We start from the raw sequence: 23,175 nt of genomic DNA, 5'->3' as shown, positions 1-23,175 counted from the left end.
GAATGATGGAGCGCGGTCATTTTGACTGTTCATGCCGCAGCTCCTTTTTGACGGTGACTACCCGAATTTTGTGGGGTAGGTTTGTGCGTGTCGGATGGATTCTCGCTATGGCGGTATCTGTCCGGCCAAAGCTCTTTTGCATCGATACCCAAACCATGGGCAATCAGTGCCTCGGCTTTGGGATAGGGACGCGCCAGTGCAACGGAAAAATGCGACGGTTTCAACGGCGTGGTATCCGCGAATTCATTGAGCGTTCCAAACCGGCTTTTGATTTCCGCGAGGATTAAATGCCGGTTCCATTTACGGGTTTTTGTGCTGGTCACATGCCCCTCGTAGGTTGCTCAAAAAAGATTGGCCTGGCCGCCTCTCTTTTTTTGGGTTGGTGTTTTGGATTTCTAAAGGAATGATAGACAAATATTAGGGTTAATCAAGACAAAATTAAGGATAACCCCTATTATTTGTCTATCTCGGGGACGGGATGACGGGCGGCAAGTATATTGACAAGAGATTTCAAGAGCTTATCAGCATCGTCGGCGGCAACAAAAAAGCTGCTGAACTAATTGGTAAGTCGGAAAAGTCTATCGAGAGATACAAAAGTGAGGGACTTAAAAATCTCTACTTTGAGGATCTGCGCAAACTTCTAAGTGCGGCAGACAAATCATTTTCATGGCTGATTACGGGGAGTATTGGGGGCGAGGAAGAACAAGGCTTCATCGCGATACCGGTGATGGATTTTTCGGTAAGCGCCGGGAATGGATCGCTGGTTGAAAGGGAAAGGGTCGCGGATGTGATGCATCTGAATGAAGCATGGCTGCGCAGCACCTTCCATGTCACGCCGCAAAGTGTCACGATCCTGCCGGTAAAGGGAGATTCGATGGAGCCGACAATCCGGAGCGGCGAGCTGGTGCTGATTGAAAAGATTGACCTCTCCGGTCGGCCCGGCGATGGCATCTATATTGTGCGGCTGGATGACACAATCGCCGTCAAGCGCCTCCAGTCAATGCCCGGCGGCGTAATCAGGGTCTCCAGCGATAACAAGCATTTTGAGCCCTATGAGATAGGGCCAGATGATACGGTTGATTTCGCGGTTTTGGGGCGGGTCCTAGCGGGATTAAGGGCGCTCTGAGGGCGCAGGCAGCTCCTGCACCGGGGTAAAATTCCACGGCACGAAGACCTCACCATCGGTCTCAACAGGTGGCAATCCGCAAAAAGATGTTCCGAAACCCGCCTCGTCATGGATGTTGGCGACCATTCCGGGGCTACCCTCCCAGCCGATCATATATATCAGCGACCCGCCTGAGGCCTCTGGCGGGAAAAACGCGGGTTCAAACGAAATCCAGAGTGTTATGTCAAAAAAATACGTCCAGCCATAAGCGACCCCGGGAGTGGGATCGGGGGCGTACCACGCTTTGTCGTCCGCATCACGGATGAGAGAGATTGAGGCATCTTGCACATCCCCCCAATGATCGGACGCACCAGGACATGCCTGAAAGAATTCCTTGACTGCCCGCCGGACATCTTCGAGGTCCACCGGCACGGTAAAGGCTGACAGCACAAAATTCGTCTTCGGCGGCTTTTCGACAACCGCCGCATCCTCGTCATCGCGCCCGAGTAAAACCATGAACCACACGAGTATGCCTAACAGGACGGTACAGAATATTATACCGGCAATTTTAAGCATCACCTCAGATGCCACCCATATGATCTCCAGAAACTTGATCATCGCCCCTCCTTTTTCCGCCTAGTATAAACAACGCTCCATGTAATTGTATTATTTTTATCTTTTTCTAGGTTCTAACGGCGAGGTGAGCAAAAATAAAGTTGCATGTTGTTCACACCTGATTGATTTCAGAAACAGTCATTATTCCATATATTTCAATTGCTTAGGAGAACATGCAACAAAAGAAAAAGCATGCAACACGAATTGCATGTTTGCACCGCGATTATATGGCGCCAATCATGGCAATATCGTCGTGATTAAGTGCTCCTTAATAACACTAAGCCATTGGATTAAACGGCTTTTTGCTATTACTGGAGTGCGGAGTGATGGCGGCGCCGATTTTTTGGCCTCGGGTAAGACCATGTGTCGCGACGGCGTTCTAAGTGTCGCAGCGCCGAATTTTTGACTAGGTATAAATCTGTGTTAAACCTGCATTAACGTGACCTTCAACACCGCAGGAAAGCGCCGTTTTTTTTGTCAGCATCCCGATACGTCCCGATATATCCCGCAATATCCCACCTATCCCTCCCGGTTAGTTCTAAGTGTCGTCTTACAAGTGGTGTCTGACGGCTCTTGCGGGAGTGCCGGTGGGTCCATACAATCGGCTCTCGATATCGAAAACCGGTTGTGAGGGCGCGTTGGGGCAGTTGAGATATGGAGCACCGAGAGCTGCTTTCGGGGTTAATCGGGCGACCTGTCCTGAAAGCCGACGCTCTCCCAACCCGCGCCGGACCGGCTCGCCCATCCCGTCACTGCATCTATCTTGCAAGGCCTTGAAGTATGAAAGCACTCACCGGCGCGCAGGAGATACTCCGGGAGCGGGTGCATGACGTCGCCGGAGGATAAGAGCAGGGCAGGCCGCGCCGTGCCGGGAGGTTCTGCGGGCGAAGTGTTCGCCGCCTTCCTGAAACTTGGCCTGACGTCCTTTGGCGGTCCTGTCGCCCATCTTGGCTATTTCCGCGATGAACTGGTCATACGCCGGAAATGGATCAATGAGGCCGGATATGCCGATCTGGTCGCGCTCTGCCAGTTTCTACCCGGTCCAGCGAGCAGCCAGGTCGGTTTCGCCCTCGGCCTGCTGCGCGGCGGCCCGCTTGGAGCGCTGGCCGCCTGGGCGGCCTTCACACTGCCCTCCGCGCTATTGCTTGTCCTCTTCGCAATGGGCGCTGCCGCGTTCGAGGGGGCATGGGGAGCGGGCCTCATTCACGGCCTGAAGGTCGTCGCCGTTGCCGTGGTGGCGCAAGCCGTATGGGGCATGGCGCGGGCGCTTACGCCGGACCGGGCACGCGCCGGCATCGCGCTTGCCGCCGTTTTGATCGTGATCTTTGTCGCCGGCTCGGCCGGGCAGATTACGGCCATCGTTATTGGCGGCCTTGCCGGGTTATGGCTATGTCGTAACGGCCCCGAGGCGAACGCAGGGCACTTGACCTTTGCTGTGCCGAGATGGGCCGGCATGATATCTCTCTTTCTATTCTTTTTCCTATTGTTCCTGTTGCCCCTCGCGGCGGGCACCGCGCAAGGGCTCGCTCTTTTCGATGCCTTCTATCGCGCGGGCGCGCTCGTCTTTGGCGGGGGACATGTCGTGCTGCCACTCCTCCAGGCCGAAGTTGTCGCGCCGGGCTGGGTGAACCAGGATGCGTTTCTCGCCGGTTACGGCGCCGCGCAGGCCGTGCCGGGGCCACTCTTTACCTTCGCGGCCTATCTCGGCGCCGTCATGGGGGTGGAGCCAAACGGAATTGCCGGGGCCGCGATCGGCCTTGCCGCGATATTCCTGCCGGGCTTCCTTCTGCTGGTCGGCGCGCTCCCTTTCTGGGATATGTTCCGATCCCGCCCCGTCGCGCAAGCGGCGATGCGCGGCGCCAATGCCGCCGTTGTCGGCATCCTCGGCGCGGCGCTCTACAGCCCCGTCTGGACAAGCGCGATCCAGAACTCTCACGACTTCGCGCTGGCCTTGGCCGGATTTATCTTGCTCACTCGATGGAAAGCGCCGCCGTGGATTGTTGTGCTGCTCGTGGCCTTGGGCGGGACAGTGCTTGGTTTCTTTCCGGGTGCCGTATAGGCGATGATTCCTGCATCTTCCGGTTGACAACGCGGCGCGGTGGAACATTTCAAATATCAGAATATCTGAATGGAATGGAGAGAGCGCCGTGGCGAAATACAAGGTGGGGGATCATGTCAGCTGGAATTCCGAGGCCGGGCGGGTGAGCGGCCATATCATCAAAATTCACGAGGCGGATTTCGACTACAAGGGGCATCGTCGCCGCGCCGCGGCCGAGGCGCCGCAATATGAGATAAAGAGCGACAAGACAGATCATATCGCCGCTCACAAGGAGGGCGCGCTGACCAGGCTCGGGTCATGAAATGCAGCTTTTCCACGATCGGCCACTCAAACCGTGCGCCGGAGACGATCATCGGCATGCTGAAGGATGCCGGCGTGCAGTTGCTTGTCGATGTTCGCGCCTTTCCGAAATCGCGCAGCAATCCCGCGTTTAACGAAGATCCGTTTGCGGCGATGCTGGCCGACCATCAGATCGGTTATCGGCATATGCGGGCGCTCGGCGGACGCCGGGCGAAGCAGCCGGATATCGACGAGCGGCTGAACGGCTACTGGAAGGTGCATGGCTTTCACAACTACGCGGACTATGCACTAAAAGCCCCGTTTCAGGAGGCCTTCGGCGATCTTCTCAAGATTGGCGGGGCGCGACCTCTTGCCATCATGTGCGCGGAGGCCGTCTGGTGGCGCTGTCACCGGCGTATCATCACGGATTATCTGCTGTTGCATGGCCATGAGGTGCGTCACCTGATGGCGCCCGGCCGCGTCGAGATGGCGAGACCGACAGAAGCCGCATGCCTTCGCGGGGATGGCACCGTCATTTACCCGGCGTGACAACGGCGGGGGACAAAATAAAACCGCCGGGACGGAGGCCCCGACGGCTATGCAATAATTTTTGTACCGACCGGGCGATCAGTAGGCGCCGTTGCCCGTCTGCTTTCCCGAGCGCCGCGCGGCAAACTCGGAGAGGAGAGAGGGGAGCAATTCGAACTCCGGGTCGAATTCACGATAATCACAGAGCAGTTCCTCGCCTTCGGCAATGTCGCGGCGCGCAAAGCCTTCGGTGATCATGGTGAAGTCGGTATTCGGTTCTTCCGAATGGTTCATCATTCGGCCATTGTCGAGCTCGATCACCAGCATGTCCGGGTCTCCCGGTGCGGGGTAGGCATACTTTCTGAGGAACTCCTGCATGACAGGCGAGCTCGTGGTCATCCACTCGAGTGGTACCAGGCGGTCAAAGTCGGGCGTGTACAGCCAGATACGTGTGCCTTTCCTGATGGGTTCCGCTGCAAATACACCTACACCTTCAACGACGCTTGGCGCGACAAACGTGCGAACTAACATCATGTGATTTGGTCTCCAGACCGGAAATGGGGACGGCAGCCCCGCGCGGCGAACGTTTCGCCGGCAAACAAATTAAGTAGCTTTATTGGGGCAATTTACAAGCGGAAATAATGCGGCGGAAAAGCGGCAGGAAACGGCTATTTTTTGCGGAGTTTTTGAAGCGTGTTTTCGAGCTCATTCAGAAACCGGCTGCGGTCCTTTTTGCTGAACGCAGCGTTATATCCCGCGATCTCGCCGGTCTCGCGAAGATGGCTGTTGAGGCTTCGCATCGCCAGCGCCATGCCGATGGATTGCTGGGTGAACGGCTTGCCCGTCGGGCCAAGCACAATGGCGGATTTTTGCAGCGCGCGATCGGCAAGCGGGATGTCCGATGTAATCACAATATCGCCGGCCGTCACATTGTCGGCGATCCAGTTATCGGCGGCATCGAAGCCGTCATCGACAATCACCTGCTCGATCAGCGGGCTTGCGGGAATGCGCATCCAGCTGTTGCTGACGACATATGTCATCAGCCGATGCCGGCCGGCGACGCGGTAGACTTCATCCTTGACCGGGCAGGCATCGGCATCAATGAAAATGCGCGTCAAGACGCTCTCGCACTCGCCTCGCGGATTGCTTCCCACACCCGCCCCGGTGTCGCGGGCATATCGAGATGCGGTACGCCGAGATCGCTGAGCGCATCGATGAGGGCGTTCATGATCGCCGGCGGTGCGCCGATGCAGCCCGCCTCGCCGCAGCCTTTGACGCCCATCGGATTCATGGTGCAGGGCACCTCGATGGTCTCATAATGCAGATCGAGCGGAATATTGTCGGCGCGCGGAATGCCGTAATCCATGAAGGAGCCGGTGAGCAGCTGCCCGTTGTCGCCATACACGGTATGTTCGGTGAGCGCCTGGCCGATGCCTTGCCCAACGCCGCCAATGACCTGGTTGCGCACCAGCGCCGGATTGACGATGGTTCCGAAGTCGTCGACGATAACATAACGCACCACCTCGGTCTGGCCGGTGAGGTCGTCGACCTCGATTTCGGCGATATGGCAGCCGTTGGGATAGGTGAAAGCATCGACCGTGAAGCTCGCTTCGGTGTCCAGCCCCTCCGCAAGGTTCTCCGGCAGCTCCCCGAGGCCCCTGGCGCGATGCGCAAGCTCCATAATGCCGATCCGGCGGTCGGTTCCGGCGATGGAGAAGTCACCCGCATCGGCAGAAAATTCGATGTCGACCGTTGCCGCTTCGAGAAAATGTCCGGCGAGTTCCTTTCCTTTGCGGATCACTTCGTCGCTCGCGGCATGGATCGCGGGGCCTTGTGCGGTGAGCGAGCGCGAGCCGCCGGTGCCGCCGCCGGTGCGGATTTTATCCGTATCGCCCTGGATAATCTCGATCTTCTCGAACGGCACGCCAAGGCGTTCGGCAACGATCTGCGCATAGGCCGTTGAGTGACCCTGTCCGCTCGACTGCGTGCCGACGGCGACGGTGACGCGATCATCTTCGGTGAAGCGGATCGTCGCGGTCTCGGTCGGGTTGCCGGCCGTTGCCTCGATATAATAGCACATGCCGATGCCGCGCCGCCTGCCGCGCGTTGCCGATTGTTCTTTGCGGGCGGCAAAGCCGTTCCAGTCCGAGACTTCGAGCGCGCGGTCCATCAGGCGTTCAAACTCGCCGCTGTCATAAAGGCAGCCCGTCGCCGTTTTATACGGGATCGCGCTCACAGGGATAAAATTCCGCCGCCGGATTTCGGCCTGCGTGAGGCCAAGCTCGCGCGCCGCCTTGTCCATCAGCCGTTCGATAATATAGATCGCTTCCGGCCGCCCTGCGCCGCGATAGGCATCAACCGGCACCGTATTGGTAAAGACGCCGATGCAGTGATAGTGGAAATTCGGAATATCGTAGACACCCGGCATAACCTTGACGGCGGCCATGGTCGGGATCATCGGGCCAAAGGTGGAATGATAGGCGCCGATATTGGCATTCGTCTCGACTTTTAGCGCGATAACCTTGTGGTCAGCGTCCAGCGCAATAGCCGCCCGCGTGACGTGATCGCGCCCTTGCGTGTCGGAAAGGAAAGCATCGCTCCGCTCGCCGATCCACTTGATTGGGCGGCCGAGCTTGCGCGACGCCCAGACGGCGACCGCGCATTCGGAATAGAAAAAGAGCTTCATGCCGAAGGCCCCGCCGACATCGGGGGTGATGACACGGATTTTCTCTTCCGGGATATGCAGGACTGCATTTGCGAGCAGGGAGCGGAGCACCCAGCCGCCCTGCGTTCCCATGCGGACGGTCATTTTGCCTGCCTCTGCATCCCAATCGGCGATCAGGCCGCGCGGCTCCATCGAATTGACGACGACGCGGTTGTTGACAAGCTCGATCTCGGTGACGTGGGCGGCTTTTGCAAAGGCATCGCGGACCGCGTCCGCATTTCCTTGCGCCCAGTCGAAGGCGACATTGTTCGGAACATCATCGTGAACGAGCGGCTGGCTGCCATTGTTCGCCGTAGCGGTATCAACGACGGCGTCAAGCTCGTCGAAATCAATTTCGACAAGTTCGGCTGCGTCCTTGGCCTGAGCGAGGCTTTCGGCGATGATAAAGGCGATATTGTCGCCAACATGGCATACCTTTTCCGTCGCGAGAACGGGATGGCCCGGATCGGCCCGGTTGCTCCCGTCGCGGTTCTTGAGCGGGATCATGCAGGGGAGCTGGTTGGCGTCATTGGCTTCCAGCTCGCGGCCGAGAATGATATCGACAACGCCGGGCGCCTGCCTCGCGGTTTCGACATCGATGGAGAGAAGGCGCGCATGGGCGACGGGAGAGCGCAGCATATAGCCGTAAAGCTGCCCCTCCAGGGTGATATCATCCGTATACTGACCCGTGCCGGTGATCAGGCGAAAATCCTCTTTACGCTCGACCGACTGGTTGACACCGAATTTTACCATGGTTCCTCCCCGTTCCTTTGGCGAACGCCGCATCCCTCGGCGCGCTCCTGCCTTATCTTATCCACGCAGACAGGGCGCTTTCAAGGCGGGCGATTATTTTTCTGCAGCGCCGCAAGTTCAGCTCGGCGTCTCGAACAGGACCCCGTTCGCGATCAGGCCATCGATTTCACTATCGCCATATCCAAGCTCTTTCAGAATATCGCGGCCCGCCCCGCCGAAAAGGGGCGGCGGCAATTGTGGCGCGCCGGGTGTGCGGCTGAGCTTTACGGCAACGCCCGTGCCCGAATAGCCGTCCATCTCGATCACCATCTCGCGGTGGCGCGTGTGCGGATGCGACATCGCTTCGGGAACGGACATGGCCGCGCCGGCAGGAACGCCGGCCGCCATCAGTTCGGTTGCTACCGCGACGCCGTCCTTATCCGCAAACAGGCGGGTGAGTGCGTCATTGAGCACGTCCCTGTTGGCGACGCGAAGCGAATTGTCAGCAAAGCGCGGATCGCTCGCGAGTTCCGGCTCACCAAGCGTCGCGCAGAGCTTCGCGAACTGCCCGTTGTTGCCGACACCCAGAAAGACGGGCGTCGTTTTCGTCGGATAGAGATCATAGGGCGCGATGTTGGGGTGGGAATTGCCGGTGAGCTTCGGCGCCTTCCCCGACATCAGATAGTTCGCGGCATGGGGATGCTGCAGCTGGATGCCCGTATCGTAAAGCGAGGCCTCGACAAGCTGGCCTTTGCCTGAGCGGTGGCGCTCGTTCACCGCCATCAGGATGCCGATCACCGCGTTCATGCCGGTGCCCAGATCGACGAGCGGGATGCCGAGCCGGAGCTGGCCTGAGTCCGGCGCGCCGTTGATGCTGATCAGCCCCGCCCAGGCCTGAATGACCGCATCATAGCCCGGGAAGCCGCCGAAGGGGCCGTCCGCCCCGAAACCCGTCACGCGGCAATGGATGAGGCGCGGGAATTTTTTCGACAGGACCTCTTCATAGCCGAGGCCCCATTTCTCCATACTGCCGGTCTTGAAATTCTCGACCAGGATATCCGCATCCTCCAGCAGCCGGAACAGAATTTCCTGCCCCTTGCCAGCGCGAATATCAAGCGCGATGGAGCGCTTGTTGCGGTTGGTGCCGCAGAAATAGGCGGCGAGGCCCTTGTCGTTGTAGGGTGGACCCCAGCCGCGCGTTTCATCGCCCTGCGGCGGCTCCACCTTGATGATCTCCGCGCCGTGATCGCCGAGCATCTGCGTGCAGAACGGCCCGCCGAGTACGCGGGAGAGATCCACCACTTTCAGGCCCGCGAGGGCTCCCTTACCTGCCATATTGCCTCTTCTGCCGTTATGTTTCCCTGTTGCCCGCTATCTTTATCCATCAGGCGCTGGAAGTCACCGGAAATATCGTCTGCGCGAAATGCGGATAGACCTCGGCGATCTTGTCGCGGACATCCCGCTCGAGCAGGGCGAGAAGTTCGGGATCGGGCGAGGAGGTATAGGGCGTCTCCGCTGCATAGTCGAAGCTGAAGCCGGTATTCTCCAATACATCCTCGAGTGAGCTTCCCGGGTGCACGGAGACAAGGCGGAATCGCTCCTTCTCCTTGTCGAAGCGGAAAAAGGCCTTGTTCGTGACAAGCCCGTAAGGCCCGCCCTTGCGGTAGGTTTTCGCATCCGAGGTGCCGGGCGCGCTGATGAAATCGACTTTGTCGACCAGCGTGCGGCGGCTGTGTTCATCGCGAAAGAGGATGACTTTCGGCACCAGGAAATAAAGATAGGCCGAACCAAAGGTGCCGGGCCAGCGCGGGTTCTGCGTCGGATAGTCGCCGCGGCCCATCAGGTTAATATTGGCCTTGCCGTCGATCTGCCCGCCGCCAAGGAAGAAGGCATCGATCCGCCCTTGCGCCGCGCAGTCGAAAAGCTCCCCGCCGCCGCCGGTGAAGAAGTTGTTGGCGACGGAGCCCAGGATATTGACATATCGCGGCGATCCCCACGCCGCCTTGGCAAGCAGCGCCGCGGCCCCCGGAATGGGCGAGGCGGCACCGACCGCCACATGGTTGCAATCGCGCAGCAGTCCCGCGATCAGGCAGACAAGCGCTTTCTTCGCATCCCCATCCGTCGTCATAGGCCGACAAGCTCCTGATCAACATACCGGGCGATATAGTCTGCAAAGCCCTCATCGGTCGCGGCAAGGCGCATATATTCGCGCATATGGGCGCTGTCGCCCTTCGGGCCGTTCCAGAAGGGAAGCGGCCAGCTGCCGTTTTTTGCTACGCTTATGGCGCCGACATAAAGCGCGGGCAGGACGCCTGCGGCCATTTCCTCGCTTTCGAAAAGGCTCGTCTCGCTGATCGCATCGACGGTGACGAACGCCGCCTGCGAGGCATGCGACATATTGACAAGCTCGCGCTTGCGGCCGAGCCAGACGTTCCCCTCGCGATCGGCAAGCGGCGCGTGGAACAGCGCAACATCGGGCCGGATCGCCGGGATGGCGACGATGGGATCCTCCACTTCCGCGAACGGGTTCTGGATGACCTTCCAGTGGGGATGGTTTTTCAGAACATCGCTGCCGATAATGCCGCGAAGCGGCATGAAGGGAATGCCTTTCTGAGAGGCCTGCAGCGCCGCGTGGATGGCCGGGCAGGTCGCGTCGATAAGGCGGATCGAACCCTCCCGCACGGCCTTTGTAAAGCGGGGCGCGGGGCCGTACTCGCCAAGCGTGAGGGCGGAGCTCTCCAGCGTCTCCACACAGCCGGCGCCGATCAGCAGCTCCGCCTGCAGACCGCTGGTGGGGACGCCGATAAGATGCAGCCCTTTTGCCCGCCGGCGGATGAGCGCGCGGGTCGCCGCCATGGAAACACCGGCGTAATCCGCCGGAATGGCGACTTTCGCGCCGTCAGGAATGGCTTTTGCGAAATCGTCCAGGGACAGAATGTCAGGCATTGAAATGTTACCTCCCGCAACTTGATATCATGTCTGGGCGCGGATCGTCTTGTTGAGGATAAAGGGCGATGCCCCGATCACAAGGCAAATAATCGAGAAGGTGAAAACGGCGTGATAGTTCTGGGTGATGTCATAGATGACGCCCGAGAAGTAGGAACCGTTCGCCATGCCGAGGCCGCCGCCAACGGCGACGCTGCCATAGATTGACCCGAAGGTCGGTCCATGGAAAATGCGCGCCGCGATGGAGCCGATCATCGGTCCGCGCGAGCCCATGGAGAGGCCAAAGAGGACAATGAAACCCCAGAGCGGCAGCACGGAATCGACCTCGCTCAGCAGCCAGAGGCAGATGACCGAGGCAATCGTAAAGACGTAGGTCAGCATGGCGGTCCAGAAAAGACCGATCTTGAGCGCGAGATAGCCGGCGCCGAGCATGCCGATCGGGATGAAAATGCCAATAAGGCCGAGCTTGACCGACGCTTCAATGGGCGGGAAGCCGGTCTCGATCATATAGGTCACCGCCTGGATGATGACCGAGAACATGCCGCTGCCGGTGAAGAAAAAGACGGAGGCGAGGCCCCAGAAATAGGTCGTCTTCAGGGCTTTCGTGACGGTCCAGTTCACCGTCGGCGTGCTGATCGTGCTGGTCTTTGGTGCCTCCAGATCATTGCGCCCGGCGGATATCCGCTTCCACGGCAGAAAGACGAGAATGATGAGGATCGCCAGCACCCCAAGGCCGAGACTGAACTGCGCATTCCGCCAGCCGTAATGCTCGATCAGCACCTGCGAGATGGAAAGGCCGAGCAGCGTTCCCGCACCGAGCGAGGAATAGATGATGGCGAGGGCGAGCGGAATCTGCTTGCGGAACCAGCGGCTGGCGAGCGCCGAGTTCGGGACGTTGCCGCTGCAGGCGACCCCGAAACCGATCAGCAGGCTGATGCTGAAATAGAAATGCCAGATGTTCGTTGCGATGCCGGAGATCAGCAGCCCGAGACCGGCGGCGAGAACGGCAATGCCATAGACATTGCGCGGACCGAGCCTGTCGAACATGGTGCCGACCAGCGGCCCCGTCAGCCCGGTTACCAGCCCGCCCATGGAATAGATGGAGGCGACGGTGCTTCGGGACCAGTCAAACTCGGTGCCGAGCGGGATGACCAGATTGGGAAAATTCTCGAATGCGAGGCGGCCGACCATCCCCATCATAAAGGAAAGCGCCATAACGCCTATGGCCAGCGGCACGAACTCGGTTTGCTTGGAATCGGTCAAAAACCCCGCTCCGTTCTTATTGTTATTGCCGGGAGAAAAATCAGGCATGAAATCATTTTGACCTGATCCTAGTCCACCCCGAAGCAAATTTGAATGCTCTTTCTTTCGCCGCCCGTTATTCTTTACGGAATATGGCCGAGGCGAGCCAGCCGGCGAACAGCGCGATCAGAATGGCCGTCATTCCGTAGATCGCCGGATGTTCATGCGCCACTTCATAAATCATCCGGCCAAAGCCCGATTTCTTGATGAACAGCGGCGATGAGGTCGCGCTCAGCAGTTCGCCGTCCTTGAACAGGTAAAACTCCGCAATATAGTCGCCGACGGGCACGTTGGCGGGAATGTCGATCGTCGCCCGGAACAGCTTGTTGCCGAGGAAATAGACAGCCGCATCCTGATCGGAATAGAGACGCTCCTGCGATTTTCGCCGGATCAGCGCCGCTTCGAAATCCTCACTTGCCTCGCCAAGCCTGTCCGGCTGAAACCGCAGACGCTCCGGCCCGATCCGGAGGCGTTGCAGCATCTCCGGCGATGCAATTTCTTCGACGGGGCGACTGCTCGCGATGGCGTAAAAGCTCGGAACCTTGAGAAATTCGACGGACTCCGTATTGATCCAGATTCCCGCAACACGCTCCTTGCGCCGGACAACGACCTTGCGTTCCGGCCCCCGGACGGTCACCAGCACGTCGCCGGTGCCGGGGCCGACTTCCTCGCTGTCAAGCTCGATCGCGCCGAACAGCAGCAGTTCCGTGCCCGTAAAGTCGGAGGTCACTGAAATCAGATGCGAGGAGATATCGGTGATCAGCGATGATTGCGCCGCTGCACCTTTCGCGCCGATCGAAAGGCCGACGCAAAGCGCAAGCGCCGTGATAACGCGCGGGAGCCGAGAGGTCTGCTGCAGGATCGCGCCCATGCTCATCCCCCCTCGGCGAGTGAGTAGAGATCAGCGGGCGTCGCCACCATGTCGAATGCGAGCTTCAGGCAGACCGCAAAAACCATAATGGCGAGAAGCACGCGAAGCTGTTCCCCGCGGAGCTTGCTGCCGACACGGGTGCCGACCTGCGCCCCGATTACCGAACTTGCAACCAGCAGGAGCGCGAGAACGGCGTCGACGGTCTGCGTGCTGACGGCATGGAGGAAGGTGATGTTGGCGGTAACGAAAATGATCTGGAAGAGCGAGGTGCCGATGACCACGCTGGTCGGCATGCCGAGGAGGTAGATCATCGCCGGCACCATCACGAACCCGCCGCCGACGCCCATGATCGCGGAGAGGATGCCAACCATCGCGCCGATCCCGAGTGGCATCAGCGCGCTGATGTAAAGCTTGGATTTGCGAAACCGCATCTTGAAGGGCAGGCCGTGGATCCAGTAATGCTGATGCAGCTTCTTGCGCTTCGGCGCACCTTTGCGCGATTTCAGCATCGTATTGATGCTCTCGATCATCATCAGGATGCCGATGGTGCCGAGGAAAAGCACGTAGGAGAGCGAGATCATCAAATCGATCTGGCCGATGGATTTCAGCAAGGCGAAGATCCAGGCTCCGATGACCGAGCCGACGATACCGCCAACCAGCAGCACGAACCCCATCTTGAAATCGACGTTGCCGCGCCGCCAGTGCGCAAGCACGCCCGAGACGCTGGCCGCCGTGATCTGGTTGGTGACGGTCGCCACGGCGACGGCGGGGGGAATGCCGATAAAAATCAGCAGCGGCGTCATCAGAAACCCGCCGCCAACGCCGAACATGCCCGAAAGAAGACCGATTGCGCCGCCCATGCCCAAGACCACGAAGAGATTGACTGAAATCTCGGCAATGGGCAGGTAAATCGTCATTTGTTGAGCATTTGCCTTCTTTTTTCAGCCATGAGCGGGAGGTGCAGCACTGATGTTTCTGCCTATACATGAAAAGGCTGATAAAGGGAAGGGGAGGGGCGGGAAACTTCGCGCGATCTCCAGGCGGAAGCGAGGGGCGCGCCGCGCGGCGAACCTGCGAAGAGGCGCGTCAATGCTCCCTGCCCCGATAGCTTGCAAAATGCTGCCGCCGGCCGGATAGAAGGAAGTGGCGCAAAGTCGCATTCCATTCATAATACCGCGGGCTTCAGTTTTAATATCTGGACTGTGCGGCAGTAAAAATCCCCGCCTTCTGCAATTCCGCCGGAAGTCGTCCGCTGAGCCAATAGAAATACATGCGAAAATCGCTATAGAGCGACCAGAACGGATATTTGAATGTAGCCGGGCGGTTCTTTTCGATAAAGAAATGCGCGATCCACGCCGGGCCGTATCCTGCGACGAGCGCGAGCAGGAGAAGGGCGGGCGATTTCAGCCAGATCGCGGAGATGAGTGCAAGGAGAGCGAGGCTGGTGCCGACATAGTGCAGTTGCCGGCACGCGGGCTTTGAATGCTCGCGCAGGTAATAGGGCCAGAACGCGTCATAGCTGGTTATCTTTTCCGACATATTTCACCTCCGTCCCGCGTATTCATCGCGCGGATTTTCTGCTACTATATCAGAAAAATCGCAAATTAATCCAATGACAGTTGTCCTGCGAAAGGTTGACGTTTACGTAAACGTCAACTATATTCATGGGCAGGGAAAACATCGGAACAATCAATGAATGCCAGAATGCAGATAGACGCGGACGAACGGACCAGCTTCTCCATTACGGAGCTTGCCGAAGAATTCGGCGTGACATCCCGCACCATCCGGTTTTACGAGGATAAGGGGCTGATCAATCCGGCCCGCGAGGGGACAACGCGGATCTATTCACGCAAGGATCGCGGGCGTCTCAAGATAATCCTGCGCGGGCGCCGGCTCGGCTTCAGCCTGCAGGATATCAAGAAGATGCTGGACATGTACTCCCCCGAAAGCGGCAGCCGGGCGCAGCTCACCTTCACCCTGACGAAATGTGAGGAGCAGCTTGAAAAGCTGAAGGCGCAGCGGGCCGATATCAACGAGGCGATCGAAGAGATCGAGGATGGCATTCGCCAGTTGAAAGATTATCTCGCGGCCGGCGGCGATCCGTCGAAAGGCGCGAGAAAAACCATCGCGTAACCGGTCTCCCTTTGGGACCGGCTTTTATCATTTGATCAGTCGACAGCCCGGGGCGGGCTGGAACCAGGAGCAGCCGGGAATTGCCGGTTCATGTGACTTGAAAGGAAGTCGAGACAATGAAAAATGTTGTAATCGCGGGCTATGCGCGTTCTCCCTTCACTCTCGCCAACAAGGGAGAGCTTATCAAGGTTCGTCCCGATGAAATGGCCGCGCAGGTGGTCAAGGGCCTGCTCGAGAAAACCGGTGTCGATGCGAAGGATATCGAGGATGTGATCATCGGCTGCGCCTTTCCGGAGGCCGAGCAGGGCCTTAACGTCGCGCGCCTCATCAGCTTTCTCGCCGGTATTCCGATCGGCGCCGCCGGAACGACGGTGAACCGCTTCTGCGGTTCGTCCATGCAATCGATCCATATGGCGGCCGGCGCCATCCAGATGGGCGCGGGCGAGGTCTTCATCTGCGGCGGGATCGAGAGCATGACGCGCATCCCGATGGGCGGCTTCAACCCGGCGCCGCATCCCGGCCTTTATAAAAATTACCCTGAAGCCTATGTTTCGATGGGGATCACGGCGGAAAATCTCTCGAAGAAATACAATATCTCCCGCAAGCAACAGGAAGAGCTGGCGGTCGAGAGCCATGCGCGGGCGACGGCCGCGCGCGGGGGGGGAAAATTCACCGATGAGATTATCCCCATCGTTGATGGCAATACGCGCGTCGAGCAGGATGGCTGCATCCGCCCCGAGACGACGCTTGAGATGCTGGCCGGCCTGAAGCCCGCCTTCGATGAAACGGGCACGGTAACGGCGGCGACCTCGTCTCCGCTTACCGACGGCGCGGCGGCAACGCTTGTCTGCTCGGAAGACTATGCCGATGCGCATGGCCTCAAGAAACTCGCGCGCATTCGCTCCATCGCAGTCGCGGGCTGTGCGCCGGAGATCATGGGGATCGGCCCCGTCCCGGCGACCGAGAAAGCGCTGAAGCGCGCCGGCCTCACCATCAAGGATATTGATATCGTCGAGCTGAACGAAGCCTTCGCCGCCCAGGCGCTCGCCGTTATTCATGAGACGGGCATTGATTTCGCGAAAACCAATCTCGATGGCGGCGCCATCGCGCTTGGCCATCCGCTTGGCGCGACCGGCGCGCGGATCACCGGCAAGGTCGCGAGCCTGCTGCAGCGCGAAGGCAAGGCGCTCGGCCTTGCAACGCAGTGCATCGGCGGCGGGCAGGGGATCGCCACGGTTCTGGAGGCCTGCTGAGATGACCATTGAAAGAGTCGCCGTCATCGGCGCGGGCGTCATGGGCGCGGCGATTGCCGCCCATGTCGCCAATGCGGGCGTTCCCGTGGTGCTGCTCGACATCGTGCCGAAGGATGCGAAAAACCGCAACACGCTGGCCGAAGGCGCGATTGCCGCGATGCTGAAGACGAATCCTGCGCCCTTCATGCACAAGAAGAACGCGCGGCTCATCACCCCCGGCAATCTTGAGGACAATTTGGATCTCCTTGCCGATTGCGACTGGATCTGCGAGGCGATCGTCGAAAATCCGGCGATCAAGCAGGATCTCTACAAGCGCCTCGATGGTGTGCGGAAAGCAGGCTCGATTGTCACCTCCAACACCTCGACCATTCCGCTGAAAAGCCTGATGGCGGGGATGCCGGAGAGCCTGCAGAAGGATTTCGCCATCACCCATTTCTTCAACCCGCCGCGCTATATGCGCCTCTTTGAACTGGTGGGCGGGGAAAAGACACGGAAAGACGCGCTGGAGGCGCTTCGCCGCTTTGCCGATATCAAGCTTGGCAAGGAAGTGGTGGATGCCTATGACACGCCGGGTTTCGTCGGCAACCGGATCGGCATCTACTGGTCGAACGTCGCGACGCGGAGCGCCTATGATCTCGGCCTCACGGTCGAGGAGGCGGACGCGGTCTGCGGCAAGCCGATGGGCATTCCCTCGACCGGCATCTTCGGCCTTGGCGATCTGACCGGCATCGATTTGGGGCCGAAAGTCATCGCCTCCATGCTGAAGGAGCTGCCGGCGAGCGATACTTTCGCGAAGGAATATGATCCGAACCACCCGCTCGTCAAAACTATCGAGACGATGATCGCGGAAGGCTACACGGGCCGCAAAGGCAAAGGCGGTTTCTACCGCATGAACAACGCGGGCGGGAAGAAGGTCAAGGAAGCCCGCAACCTTAAAACCGGCGAATATGCGAAGGCGGCCAAGCCCGACCTTGCCTCCGTCAAGGCGGCAAAAAAAGGCCTTCGCGCGCTTGTCGAATTTGATGACAAGGGCGGCAAATACGCCTGGGAGATCCTCGCGCGGACCATTTCCTACGCCGCCTCGCTGGTCGGCGAGATTGCCGATGACATCATCGCCATCGATACCGCAATGAAGACGGGCTACGCCTGGAAATACGGCCCGTTCGAGCAGCTCGATCAGCTCGGCAACAAATATTTCATCGACCGGCTGGCGGCTGAAGGCCTGCCGGTGCCGGAACTCCTGAAAACCGTCGGCGATCGCCCGCTCTACAAGGAAGAGGGGACGACCGCCTACTTCATGACGGTGACGGGTGACTATGCCCCCATCCCGGTCGCGGAGGATGCCTGGATGCTCGCCGATATCAAGCGCGGGCGGGAGCCGATCCTCTCCAACAAGGGAGCCAGCCTCTGGGATCTTGGCGATGGCGTCGCCTGCCTCGAGATCCATACCAAGATGAACTCCATCGATCAGGATGTCGTCGCCATGCTGCAGGAGGCGGGCAAGATCGACCGCAAAGGCTTCAAGGCGCTCGTCATCGGCAATGATGCGGACAATTTCTCGGTCGGCGCCAATGTCGGCCTCGCGCTCTTTGCCGCCAATGCCGCCATGTGGCCGGTGATCGAAAACTCCATCACCGAGGGGCAGAACGCCCTGATGAAGCTGAAATACGCGCCCTTCCCGGTGGTTGCCGCGCCCGCCGGCATGGCGCTTGGCGGCGGCTGCGAGATTGTTCTCGCCGCGGATGCCGTGCAGGCCCATGCGGAAAGCTATATGGGCCTTGTCGAGGTTGGCGTTGGCGTCATCCCGGGCTTCGGCGGCTGCAAGGAGCTGGTGATGCGGGCGATCCTGAACAAGAAGCGCCCGGGCGGCCCGATGCCGGCGCTTGCCGCCGTTTTTGAAGCGATCTCGACGGCCAAGGTTGCGACAAGCGCGGCGGAAGCCCGTGATATGCTGATCCTGCGCGAAGGTGACCAGATCACGATGAACCGCAAACGCGTCCTGCCCGATGCGAAAAGACGCGCGCTGGCCCTCGTTAAGGGCTACAAGGCGCCGGAGCCGGTCGAGATCAACCTGCCGGGGCCGACCGCCGCGGCGGCGTTCGATATGGCGGTCTCCGGCTTCGTCACCATGGGCAAGGCAACCGCCTATGACGCTGTGGTGAGCGCCGAGGTTGGCCGGGTTCTCTCCGGCGGGGATACGGATATCACGCAGCCGGTCACGGAGAAAAAGCTGCTCGAGCTGGAGCGGGAGGGCTTTATGAAGCTCATCCGCAACTATAAAACGCTCGACCGGATCGAGCATATGCTGACCACCGGCAAGCCGCTCAGGAATTAGGAGGAGTATCGAAATGCCTGTTTATAACGCACCGGTCAAAGACTTCCGCTTTGTTCTGACCGAGCTGCTCGGCATCGACAAGATGACCAACATGCCGGGCTTCGAAGAGGCGACGAGCGATATGATCGACGCCATTCTGGAAGAAGGCGCGAAGCTGATGAGCGAGGTGATCCAGCCGCTCAACCAGGTCGGCGACAAGGAGGGCTGCGTCTGGAAAGACGGCGAGGTGACAACTCCGCGGGGCTTCAAGGAAGCTTATGATGAATATCGCGCCGCCGGCTGGATGGGGCTTGATGCCGATCCCGAATATGGCGGGCAGGGGCTGCCGCATGTTCTTGGCATCGCCTTTGCCGAGATGATGAGCTCCGCCAACATGGCGTTCGGGATGTATCCCGGCCTCACCCACGGCGCCTATGCGGCCATTCTCGCCCATGGCACGGAGGAGCAGAAGAAAACCTGGCTGCCGAAAATGGTCGCCGGCGACTGGACCGGCACCATGAACCTGACGGAGCCCCATTGCGGCACCGATCTTGGCCTGATGCGCACGAAAGCGGTGCCACAGGACGATGGCAGCTATAAAATCTCCGGCACCAAGATTTTCATTTCCGCCGGGGAACATGATATGGCGGAGAATATCGTTCACCTCGTGCTTGCCAAAATCCCGGGCGGGCCCGAGGGCATCAAGGGCGTTTCGCTCTTCATCGTGCCGAAGTTCCTGCTCGATGAAAACGGCAATCCGGCGACGCGGAACGGCGTCGCCTGCGGCTCCATCGAGCATAAGATGGGTATTCACGGCAACTCCACCTGCGTCATGAATTATGACGAGGCGACGGGCTGGCTGCTCGGCGAGGAGCATAAGGGCATGCGCGCCATGTTCACCATGATGAACGCGGCGCGGCTCGGTGTAGGTATTCAGGGCCTGAGCCAGGCGGAGGTTGCCTATCAGAACGCGGTGATCTACGCGAAAGACCGCCTGCAGGGCCGCGCGCTTTCCGGCGTCAAGGCGCCTGACAAGCCCGCTGATCCGATCATCGTGCATCCCGATATCCGCCGCAACCTGATGATGATCCGCGCCTTTACGGAAGGGGCGCGGGCGCTCGGCCTCTGGGCCGGGTTGCAGGTCGATATGGTCGCCAAGCACCCCGATGAGGAGGCGCGGCGCGCCGCCGATGAAGGGCTGTCGCTGCTCACCCCGGTCATCAAGGCCTATTTCACCGATATGGGCTTCGAGATGGCGGCAACGGCGATGCAATGCTACGGCGGGCATGGCTATATCCATGAATGGGGGATGGAGCAGTTCGTCCGCGACGCCCGGATCACGCAGATCTATGAAGGCGCAAACGGCATTCAGGCGCTCGATCTCGTGGGCCGCAAGCTGCCGCAGAATATGGGGCGGAACCTGCGCCAGTTCTTCCACCCCGTCGATGCCTTCATCCAGGAGAATATGATGGATCCGGAGATGAAGGACTATGTCCTGCCGCTCGCCAAGGCTTTCGCCAAACTGCAGCAGGCGACCGCGCTGATTGCCGAGAAGGGCATGAAGAATCCCGATGAGGCGGGCGCGGCCTCCACGGAATATCTCCGCATGTTCGGACTTGTCGCTCTCGGCTTTATGTGGGCGCAGATGGCGAAAATCGCCAAGACCAGACTGAACGAGGGAACGGATGATCCCGAATTTTACAAGACCAAGCTTGTCACGGCGCGGTTCTTCTTTGAGCGGATGATCCCCGATGTCTCCTCGCTTCTTGTCAAGATGAGCGCCGGCGCGCGGACAATGATGACGCTGGAAGCAGAAGCATTCTAAGGAATTTAAAGCGGCGTTCCGGCGCCGCTTTTCTTTTTCCCGCCGCCCATTGCCGGCGCGATGCTTTTTGCTGACAAGGAGCGGCGCACCTGTCTAGAATGGCGGCGGATGATACCCTCTCACCCGTTAACAGGGAAGGTTGCGGGCAGTATAACAATAAAGGTTTTGAGATGATCGAAAGAACAATATTCAGCGAAGAGCATAATATTTTCCGGGAATCGGTTCGCCGCTTCTATGAGGAGCATATTATCCCCTATCACGCCCAGTGGGAAAAGGACGGCAAGATCAGCCGCGACGCCTGGCGCGAGGCCGGGCGGCAGGGCCTGCTCTGCATGTCGATACCCGAAGAGTACGGCGGGGCAGGTGCGGACAAGCTCTACAGCATCATCATGATGGAAGAGCAGGCGCGCGCCGGGACAAGCGGCCCGGGCTTTGGCCTGCATTCCGAAATCGTCGGGCCCTACATCCTGAACTACGGCACGGATGAGCAGAAGAAGCGCTACCTGCCGAAAATGGCGAAGGGTGAGCTTATCGGCGCCATTGCCATGACGGAACCGGGCGCAGGGTCGGACCTTCAGGGCGTCAAGACGCGCGCCGTGAAGGATGGCGATCACTATGTCATCAACGGCTCGAAAACCTTCATCACCAACGGCTTTATGTCGGATGTGGTGATCGTCGTGACGAAGACCGATCCGGAAGCGGGCGCGAAGGGAACGACGCTGTTCCTCGTCGAGGCCGGAACGCCCGGCTTCGACAAGGGCCGCAATCTCGAGAAGCTCGGCATGAAGGCGCAGGATACCTCGGAACTCTTCTTCGACGATGTGCGCGTCCCGGCGAGCAACATCCTCGGCGGCGAGGGGCAGGGCTTCTTCTGCCTGATGAAAGAGCTGGCGTGGGAGCGGCTGCAGATCGCCATCTCGGCCACGGCGACGATGGAAGCGGTTCTCGAGGAGACGATCGAATACACCAAGGGCCGCACCGCCTTCGGCCAGAACATCATCAAGTTCCAGAACACCCGCTTCAAGCTGGCGGAACTGAAAACGCAGGTCCAGATTGCCCGCGTTTTCGTCGACAAATGCATCGAAGAGGTGATCAAGGGCACGCTCGCGGTCGATACGGCGGCGATGGCGAAATACTGGTGCTCTGACATCGAAAACCGCGTCATTGACGAGTGCCTGCAGCTGCATGGCGGATATGGCTTCATGTGGGAATACCGGGTCGCCCGCGCCTACGCCGATGCCCGCGTCCAGCGGATCTACGGCGGCACCAACGAGATCATGAAAGAGCTGATTGCCCGGCAGCTATGAACACCGCGAGGATGATCGCGATCCGGTAGACCCAGTCGCCGCCCGTGAGGGCGGCGCTTTGGGGTCGTTTCCGATATAAATCAGGCGGCATTTTCAATGTTTCATGTGAAACGGGCAGCTCTGCCCAGTCGTATCTGAATTGCATCACATGACCTCCTTCGGATAGCCGGGGGCCTTCCTCAAAAGACCCCCGGTGTCGTTCTCAGTGAAAGTGTCGGTGCACGGCACTGACATGGCGATGATCGGTGCCGCAGCAGCCACCGATCACGGCGAGATTGGGCAGATACTGCGCGAGCGCAACATGCTCGGCCGCGAACTCGGAGGGATTGCCATCATCCAGCTCCTCCGCCTCGTCGAGCTCGGCATGGCTGAGGCGCGAGGCGTTGGCGCGCAGGCCGCCGATGCGGTTCCGCCAGCTTCCGCCCTCCTTCAGGATCTTCTCAAAATGCGTCGGATGGGCGCAGTTGATCATGTAGTAGGCCGGGCCGTTATCGCTTGCGGCATCCGTCCGCTCGATGGCGCTTTGCAGCGTCTCGCCGGTCGGCAGCCGGCCGTCGGTCTCCACCGTGAAGGCGATGACCGAGGGGACCTTTGCCGCCCGGCAGAGGCTGGCAATGGCAATCGCTTCCTCCGCATAGGCCATCGTGATGGCCGAGATCATGTCAACGCCCGCATCGGTGAAGGCCTCAACCTGCGCCTTATGATAGTCATAGGCTTCTTCAACGCTCATCAGGAAGGCGGGGTTGTAGCCGTCGCCGCGCGGGCCGATTGCGCCGTTAATGACGCAGGGCGTCGTTTCCGTCTCATGAACCTCGCGGATCCTGTGCAGCATTTCGACGGATTCGCGGTTGACCATCTCAAGCGCTGCCGCGCTGTAGCCAAGCTTGGCGCCCCAGTCGTGGCTTGCCCGCCAGGTCGGGGTATCGAGGATGATCCCGGTGCGATTATCCTTCGCGATAGTGATATATTTCACGAGATAGGCCTCGATCGCCTGCCGTCCTTTGAGATCGCGCATCAGATCGAAGGCGGCAAAGCAGGGCAGCTCAAAGCCTTCATGAAACAAAAGGGTGGTTTCCAGCCCGCCATCCGTCAGGAAGACATTGTCGACATTCTGGGGCAGTTGAGTACGGTATTTTGCGTGCATCATTTTGGTTCCCTCCATTAGTGGTGAAGGGAAAATATGCCGCGGGGAGAGGCCAAAC

General features: G+C 59.5%; 22 protein-coding genes. 9 read left to right on the top strand and 13 right to left on the bottom strand.

The window, feature by feature from the left end; all coding sequences use genetic code 11:
* Positions 1–29: 29 nt before the first annotated feature.
* Positions 30–323, bottom strand: a complete 294-nt coding sequence (locus V7Z56_RS04900) for a helix-turn-helix domain-containing protein (protein ID WP_334128245.1) — start codon at positions 321–323, stop codon at positions 30–32.
* A gap of 155 nt (positions 324–478) precedes the next feature.
* Between V7Z56_RS04900 and V7Z56_RS04895 the strand changes: the two genes are divergently transcribed.
* Positions 479–1,126, top strand: a complete 648-nt coding sequence (locus V7Z56_RS04895) for a S24 family peptidase (protein WP_334128244.1) — start codon at positions 479–481, stop codon at positions 1,124–1,126.
* Here V7Z56_RS04895 and V7Z56_RS04890 read toward each other — a convergent pair.
* Positions 1,112–1,723 carry a hypothetical protein gene (locus tag V7Z56_RS04890; RefSeq protein WP_334128243.1) on the bottom strand — a complete coding sequence of 204 codons (612 nt, stop codon included), beginning with the start codon at positions 1,721–1,723 and terminating at the stop codon, positions 1,112–1,114. The genes V7Z56_RS04895 and V7Z56_RS04890 overlap by 15 nt on opposite strands.
* Positions 1,724–2,546: 823 nt before the next feature.
* On the opposite strand from V7Z56_RS04890, the gene chrA reads away from it, so the two are divergent.
* The 3 genes from chrA (at position 2,547) to V7Z56_RS04875 (ending at position 4,607) form a co-directional block, all read left to right on the top strand.
* Positions 2,547–3,779 (top strand): chromate efflux transporter, encoded by a 1,233-nt coding sequence (chrA, locus tag V7Z56_RS04885; RefSeq protein WP_334128242.1) that lies wholly within the window; start codon positions 2,547–2,549, stop codon positions 3,777–3,779.
* Between the two features lie 88 nt (positions 3,780–3,867).
* Positions 3,868–4,080, top strand: a complete 213-nt coding sequence (locus tag V7Z56_RS04880) for a DUF2945 domain-containing protein (protein WP_334128241.1) — start codon at positions 3,868–3,870, stop codon at positions 4,078–4,080.
* Positions 4,077–4,607: a DUF488 domain-containing protein gene (locus tag V7Z56_RS04875; protein WP_334128240.1), complete on the top strand. Its 531-nt coding sequence runs from the start codon at positions 4,077–4,079 to the stop codon at positions 4,605–4,607. The genes V7Z56_RS04880 and V7Z56_RS04875 overlap by 4 nt, the downstream gene beginning before the upstream one ends.
* A gap of 78 nt (positions 4,608–4,685) precedes the next feature.
* On the opposite strand, the gene V7Z56_RS04870 is transcribed toward V7Z56_RS04875, so the two are convergent.
* The 10 genes from V7Z56_RS04870 to V7Z56_RS04825 form a co-directional block, all read right to left on the bottom strand.
* Entirely contained in the window at positions 4,686–5,117 is a 432-nt protein-coding gene (locus V7Z56_RS04870; protein ID WP_334128593.1) for an SET domain-containing protein, read from the bottom strand.
* A 137-nt stretch (positions 5,118–5,254) separates the two neighbouring features.
* Positions 5,255–5,704, bottom strand: coding sequence for a YaiI/YqxD family protein (locus V7Z56_RS04865; RefSeq protein ID WP_334128239.1), 450 nt, complete (start codon positions 5,702–5,704; stop codon positions 5,255–5,257).
* Positions 5,701–8,043 (bottom strand): xanthine dehydrogenase family protein molybdopterin-binding subunit, encoded by a 2,343-nt coding sequence (locus V7Z56_RS04860; RefSeq protein WP_334128238.1) that lies wholly within the window; start codon positions 8,041–8,043, stop codon positions 5,701–5,703. The genes V7Z56_RS04865 and V7Z56_RS04860 overlap by 4 nt, the downstream gene beginning before the upstream one ends.
* Positions 8,044–8,160: 117 nt before the next feature.
* Positions 8,161–9,357: a CaiB/BaiF CoA transferase family protein gene (locus V7Z56_RS04855; RefSeq protein ID WP_334128237.1), complete on the bottom strand. Its 1,197-nt coding sequence runs from the start codon at positions 9,355–9,357 to the stop codon at positions 8,161–8,163.
* A gap of 49 nt (positions 9,358–9,406) precedes the next feature.
* Positions 9,407–10,150, bottom strand: coding sequence for a CoA-transferase (locus tag V7Z56_RS04850; RefSeq protein WP_334128236.1), 744 nt, complete (start codon positions 10,148–10,150; stop codon positions 9,407–9,409).
* A complete protein-coding gene (locus V7Z56_RS04845) occupies positions 10,147–10,968 on the bottom strand; it encodes a CoA transferase subunit A (RefSeq protein WP_334128235.1) in 822 nt (273 codons plus the stop codon). Before V7Z56_RS04845 ends, V7Z56_RS04850 begins: the two co-directional genes overlap by 4 nt.
* Positions 10,969–10,995: 27 nt before the next feature.
* Positions 10,996–12,231 (bottom strand): MFS transporter, encoded by a 1,236-nt coding sequence (locus V7Z56_RS04840; protein WP_334128234.1) that lies wholly within the window; start codon positions 12,229–12,231, stop codon positions 10,996–10,998.
* Between the two features lie 115 nt (positions 12,232–12,346).
* On the bottom strand, positions 12,347–13,141 hold the full coding sequence (locus V7Z56_RS04835) for a TIGR02186 family protein (protein ID WP_334128233.1): 795 nt from the start codon (positions 13,139–13,141) through the stop codon (positions 12,347–12,349).
* Positions 13,142–13,143: 2 nt separating this feature from the next.
* Positions 13,144–14,058, bottom strand: coding sequence for a sulfite exporter TauE/SafE family protein (locus tag V7Z56_RS04830; protein ID WP_334128232.1), 915 nt, complete (start codon positions 14,056–14,058; stop codon positions 13,144–13,146).
* A gap of 271 nt (positions 14,059–14,329) precedes the next feature.
* Positions 14,330–14,680: a DUF962 domain-containing protein gene (locus V7Z56_RS04825; protein WP_334128231.1), complete on the bottom strand. Its 351-nt coding sequence runs from the start codon at positions 14,678–14,680 to the stop codon at positions 14,330–14,332.
* 165 nt (positions 14,681–14,845) lie between these two features.
* Here V7Z56_RS04825 and V7Z56_RS04820 point away from each other — a divergent pair, with 165 nt between their 5' ends.
* From V7Z56_RS04820 to V7Z56_RS04800, 5 genes are all read left to right on the top strand, one after another.
* Positions 14,846–15,274, top strand: coding sequence for a MerR family transcriptional regulator (locus V7Z56_RS04820; RefSeq protein WP_334128230.1), 429 nt, complete (start codon positions 14,846–14,848; stop codon positions 15,272–15,274).
* A 116-nt stretch (positions 15,275–15,390) separates the two neighbouring features.
* Complete coding sequence (locus tag V7Z56_RS04815) at positions 15,391–16,527, top strand: thiolase family protein (protein ID WP_334128229.1); 1,137 nt, start codon at positions 15,391–15,393, stop codon at positions 16,525–16,527.
* A 1-nt stretch (position 16,528) separates the two neighbouring features.
* A complete protein-coding gene (locus V7Z56_RS04810; protein WP_334128228.1) occupies positions 16,529–18,862 on the top strand; it encodes a 3-hydroxyacyl-CoA dehydrogenase/enoyl-CoA hydratase family protein in 2,334 nt (777 codons plus the stop codon).
* Between the two features lie 13 nt (positions 18,863–18,875).
* Positions 18,876–20,666, top strand: a complete 1,791-nt coding sequence (locus tag V7Z56_RS04805; protein WP_334128226.1) for an acyl-CoA dehydrogenase C-terminal domain-containing protein — start codon at positions 18,876–18,878, stop codon at positions 20,664–20,666.
* A 170-nt stretch (positions 20,667–20,836) separates the two neighbouring features.
* Positions 20,837–21,973: an acyl-CoA dehydrogenase family protein gene (locus V7Z56_RS04800; RefSeq protein WP_334128225.1), complete on the top strand. Its 1,137-nt coding sequence runs from the start codon at positions 20,837–20,839 to the stop codon at positions 21,971–21,973.
* A 202-nt stretch (positions 21,974–22,175) separates the two neighbouring features.
* On the opposite strand, the gene V7Z56_RS04795 is transcribed toward V7Z56_RS04800, so the two are convergent.
* A complete protein-coding gene (locus V7Z56_RS04795) occupies positions 22,176–23,120 on the bottom strand; it encodes a homocysteine S-methyltransferase family protein (RefSeq protein ID WP_334128223.1) in 945 nt (314 codons plus the stop codon).
* Positions 23,121–23,175: the final 55 nt, after the last annotated feature.

The sequence above is a fragment of the Sneathiella sp. genome (genome assembly GCF_036844445.1).
GTDB lineage: Bacteria > Pseudomonadota > Alphaproteobacteria > Sneathiellales > Sneathiellaceae > Sneathiella.
Note: the sequence above shows the minus strand (reverse complement) of the source record. Positions and strands in the feature narration are given on the sequence as shown.

Coding starts and splice junctions, on each gene's coding strand:
- V7Z56_RS04895 (WP_334128244.1), top strand. CDS start 479: ATGACGGGCGGCAAGTATATTGACAAGAGATTTCAAGAGCTTATCAGC.
- V7Z56_RS04890 (WP_334128243.1), bottom strand. CDS start 1,723: ATGATCAAGTTTCTGGAGATCATATGGGTGGCATCTGAGGTGATGCTT.
- chrA (WP_334128242.1), top strand. CDS start 2,547: ATGACGTCGCCGGAGGATAAGAGCAGGGCAGGCCGCGCCGTGCCGGGA.
- V7Z56_RS04875 (WP_334128240.1), top strand. CDS start 4,077: ATGAAATGCAGCTTTTCCACGATCGGCCACTCAAACCGTGCGCCGGAG.
- V7Z56_RS04870 (WP_334128593.1), bottom strand. CDS start 5,117: ATGTTAGTTCGCACGTTTGTCGCGCCAAGCGTCGTTGAAGGTGTAGGT.
- V7Z56_RS04860 (WP_334128238.1), bottom strand. CDS start 8,043: ATGGTAAAATTCGGTGTCAACCAGTCGGTCGAGCGTAAAGAGGATTTT.
- V7Z56_RS04855 (WP_334128237.1), bottom strand. CDS start 9,357: ATGGCAGGTAAGGGAGCCCTCGCGGGCCTGAAAGTGGTGGATCTCTCC.
- V7Z56_RS04850 (WP_334128236.1), bottom strand. CDS start 10,150: ATGACGACGGATGGGGATGCGAAGAAAGCGCTTGTCTGCCTGATCGCG.
- V7Z56_RS04845 (WP_334128235.1), bottom strand. CDS start 10,968: ATGCCTGACATTCTGTCCCTGGACGATTTCGCAAAAGCCATTCCTGAC.
- V7Z56_RS04835 (WP_334128233.1), bottom strand. CDS start 13,141: ATGGGCGCGATCCTGCAGCAGACCTCTCGGCTCCCGCGCGTTATCACG.
- V7Z56_RS04830 (WP_334128232.1), bottom strand. CDS start 14,058: ATGACGATTTACCTGCCCATTGCCGAGATTTCAGTCAATCTCTTCGTG.
- V7Z56_RS04825 (WP_334128231.1), bottom strand. CDS start 14,680: ATGTCGGAAAAGATAACCAGCTATGACGCGTTCTGGCCCTATTACCTG.
- V7Z56_RS04820 (WP_334128230.1), top strand. CDS start 14,846: ATGCAGATAGACGCGGACGAACGGACCAGCTTCTCCATTACGGAGCTT.
- V7Z56_RS04815 (WP_334128229.1), top strand. CDS start 15,391: ATGAAAAATGTTGTAATCGCGGGCTATGCGCGTTCTCCCTTCACTCTC.
- V7Z56_RS04810 (WP_334128228.1), top strand. CDS start 16,529: ATGACCATTGAAAGAGTCGCCGTCATCGGCGCGGGCGTCATGGGCGCG.
- V7Z56_RS04805 (WP_334128226.1), top strand. CDS start 18,876: ATGCCTGTTTATAACGCACCGGTCAAAGACTTCCGCTTTGTTCTGACC.
- V7Z56_RS04800 (WP_334128225.1), top strand. CDS start 20,837: ATGATCGAAAGAACAATATTCAGCGAAGAGCATAATATTTTCCGGGAA.
- V7Z56_RS04795 (WP_334128223.1), bottom strand. CDS start 23,120: ATGATGCACGCAAAATACCGTACTCAACTGCCCCAGAATGTCGACAAT.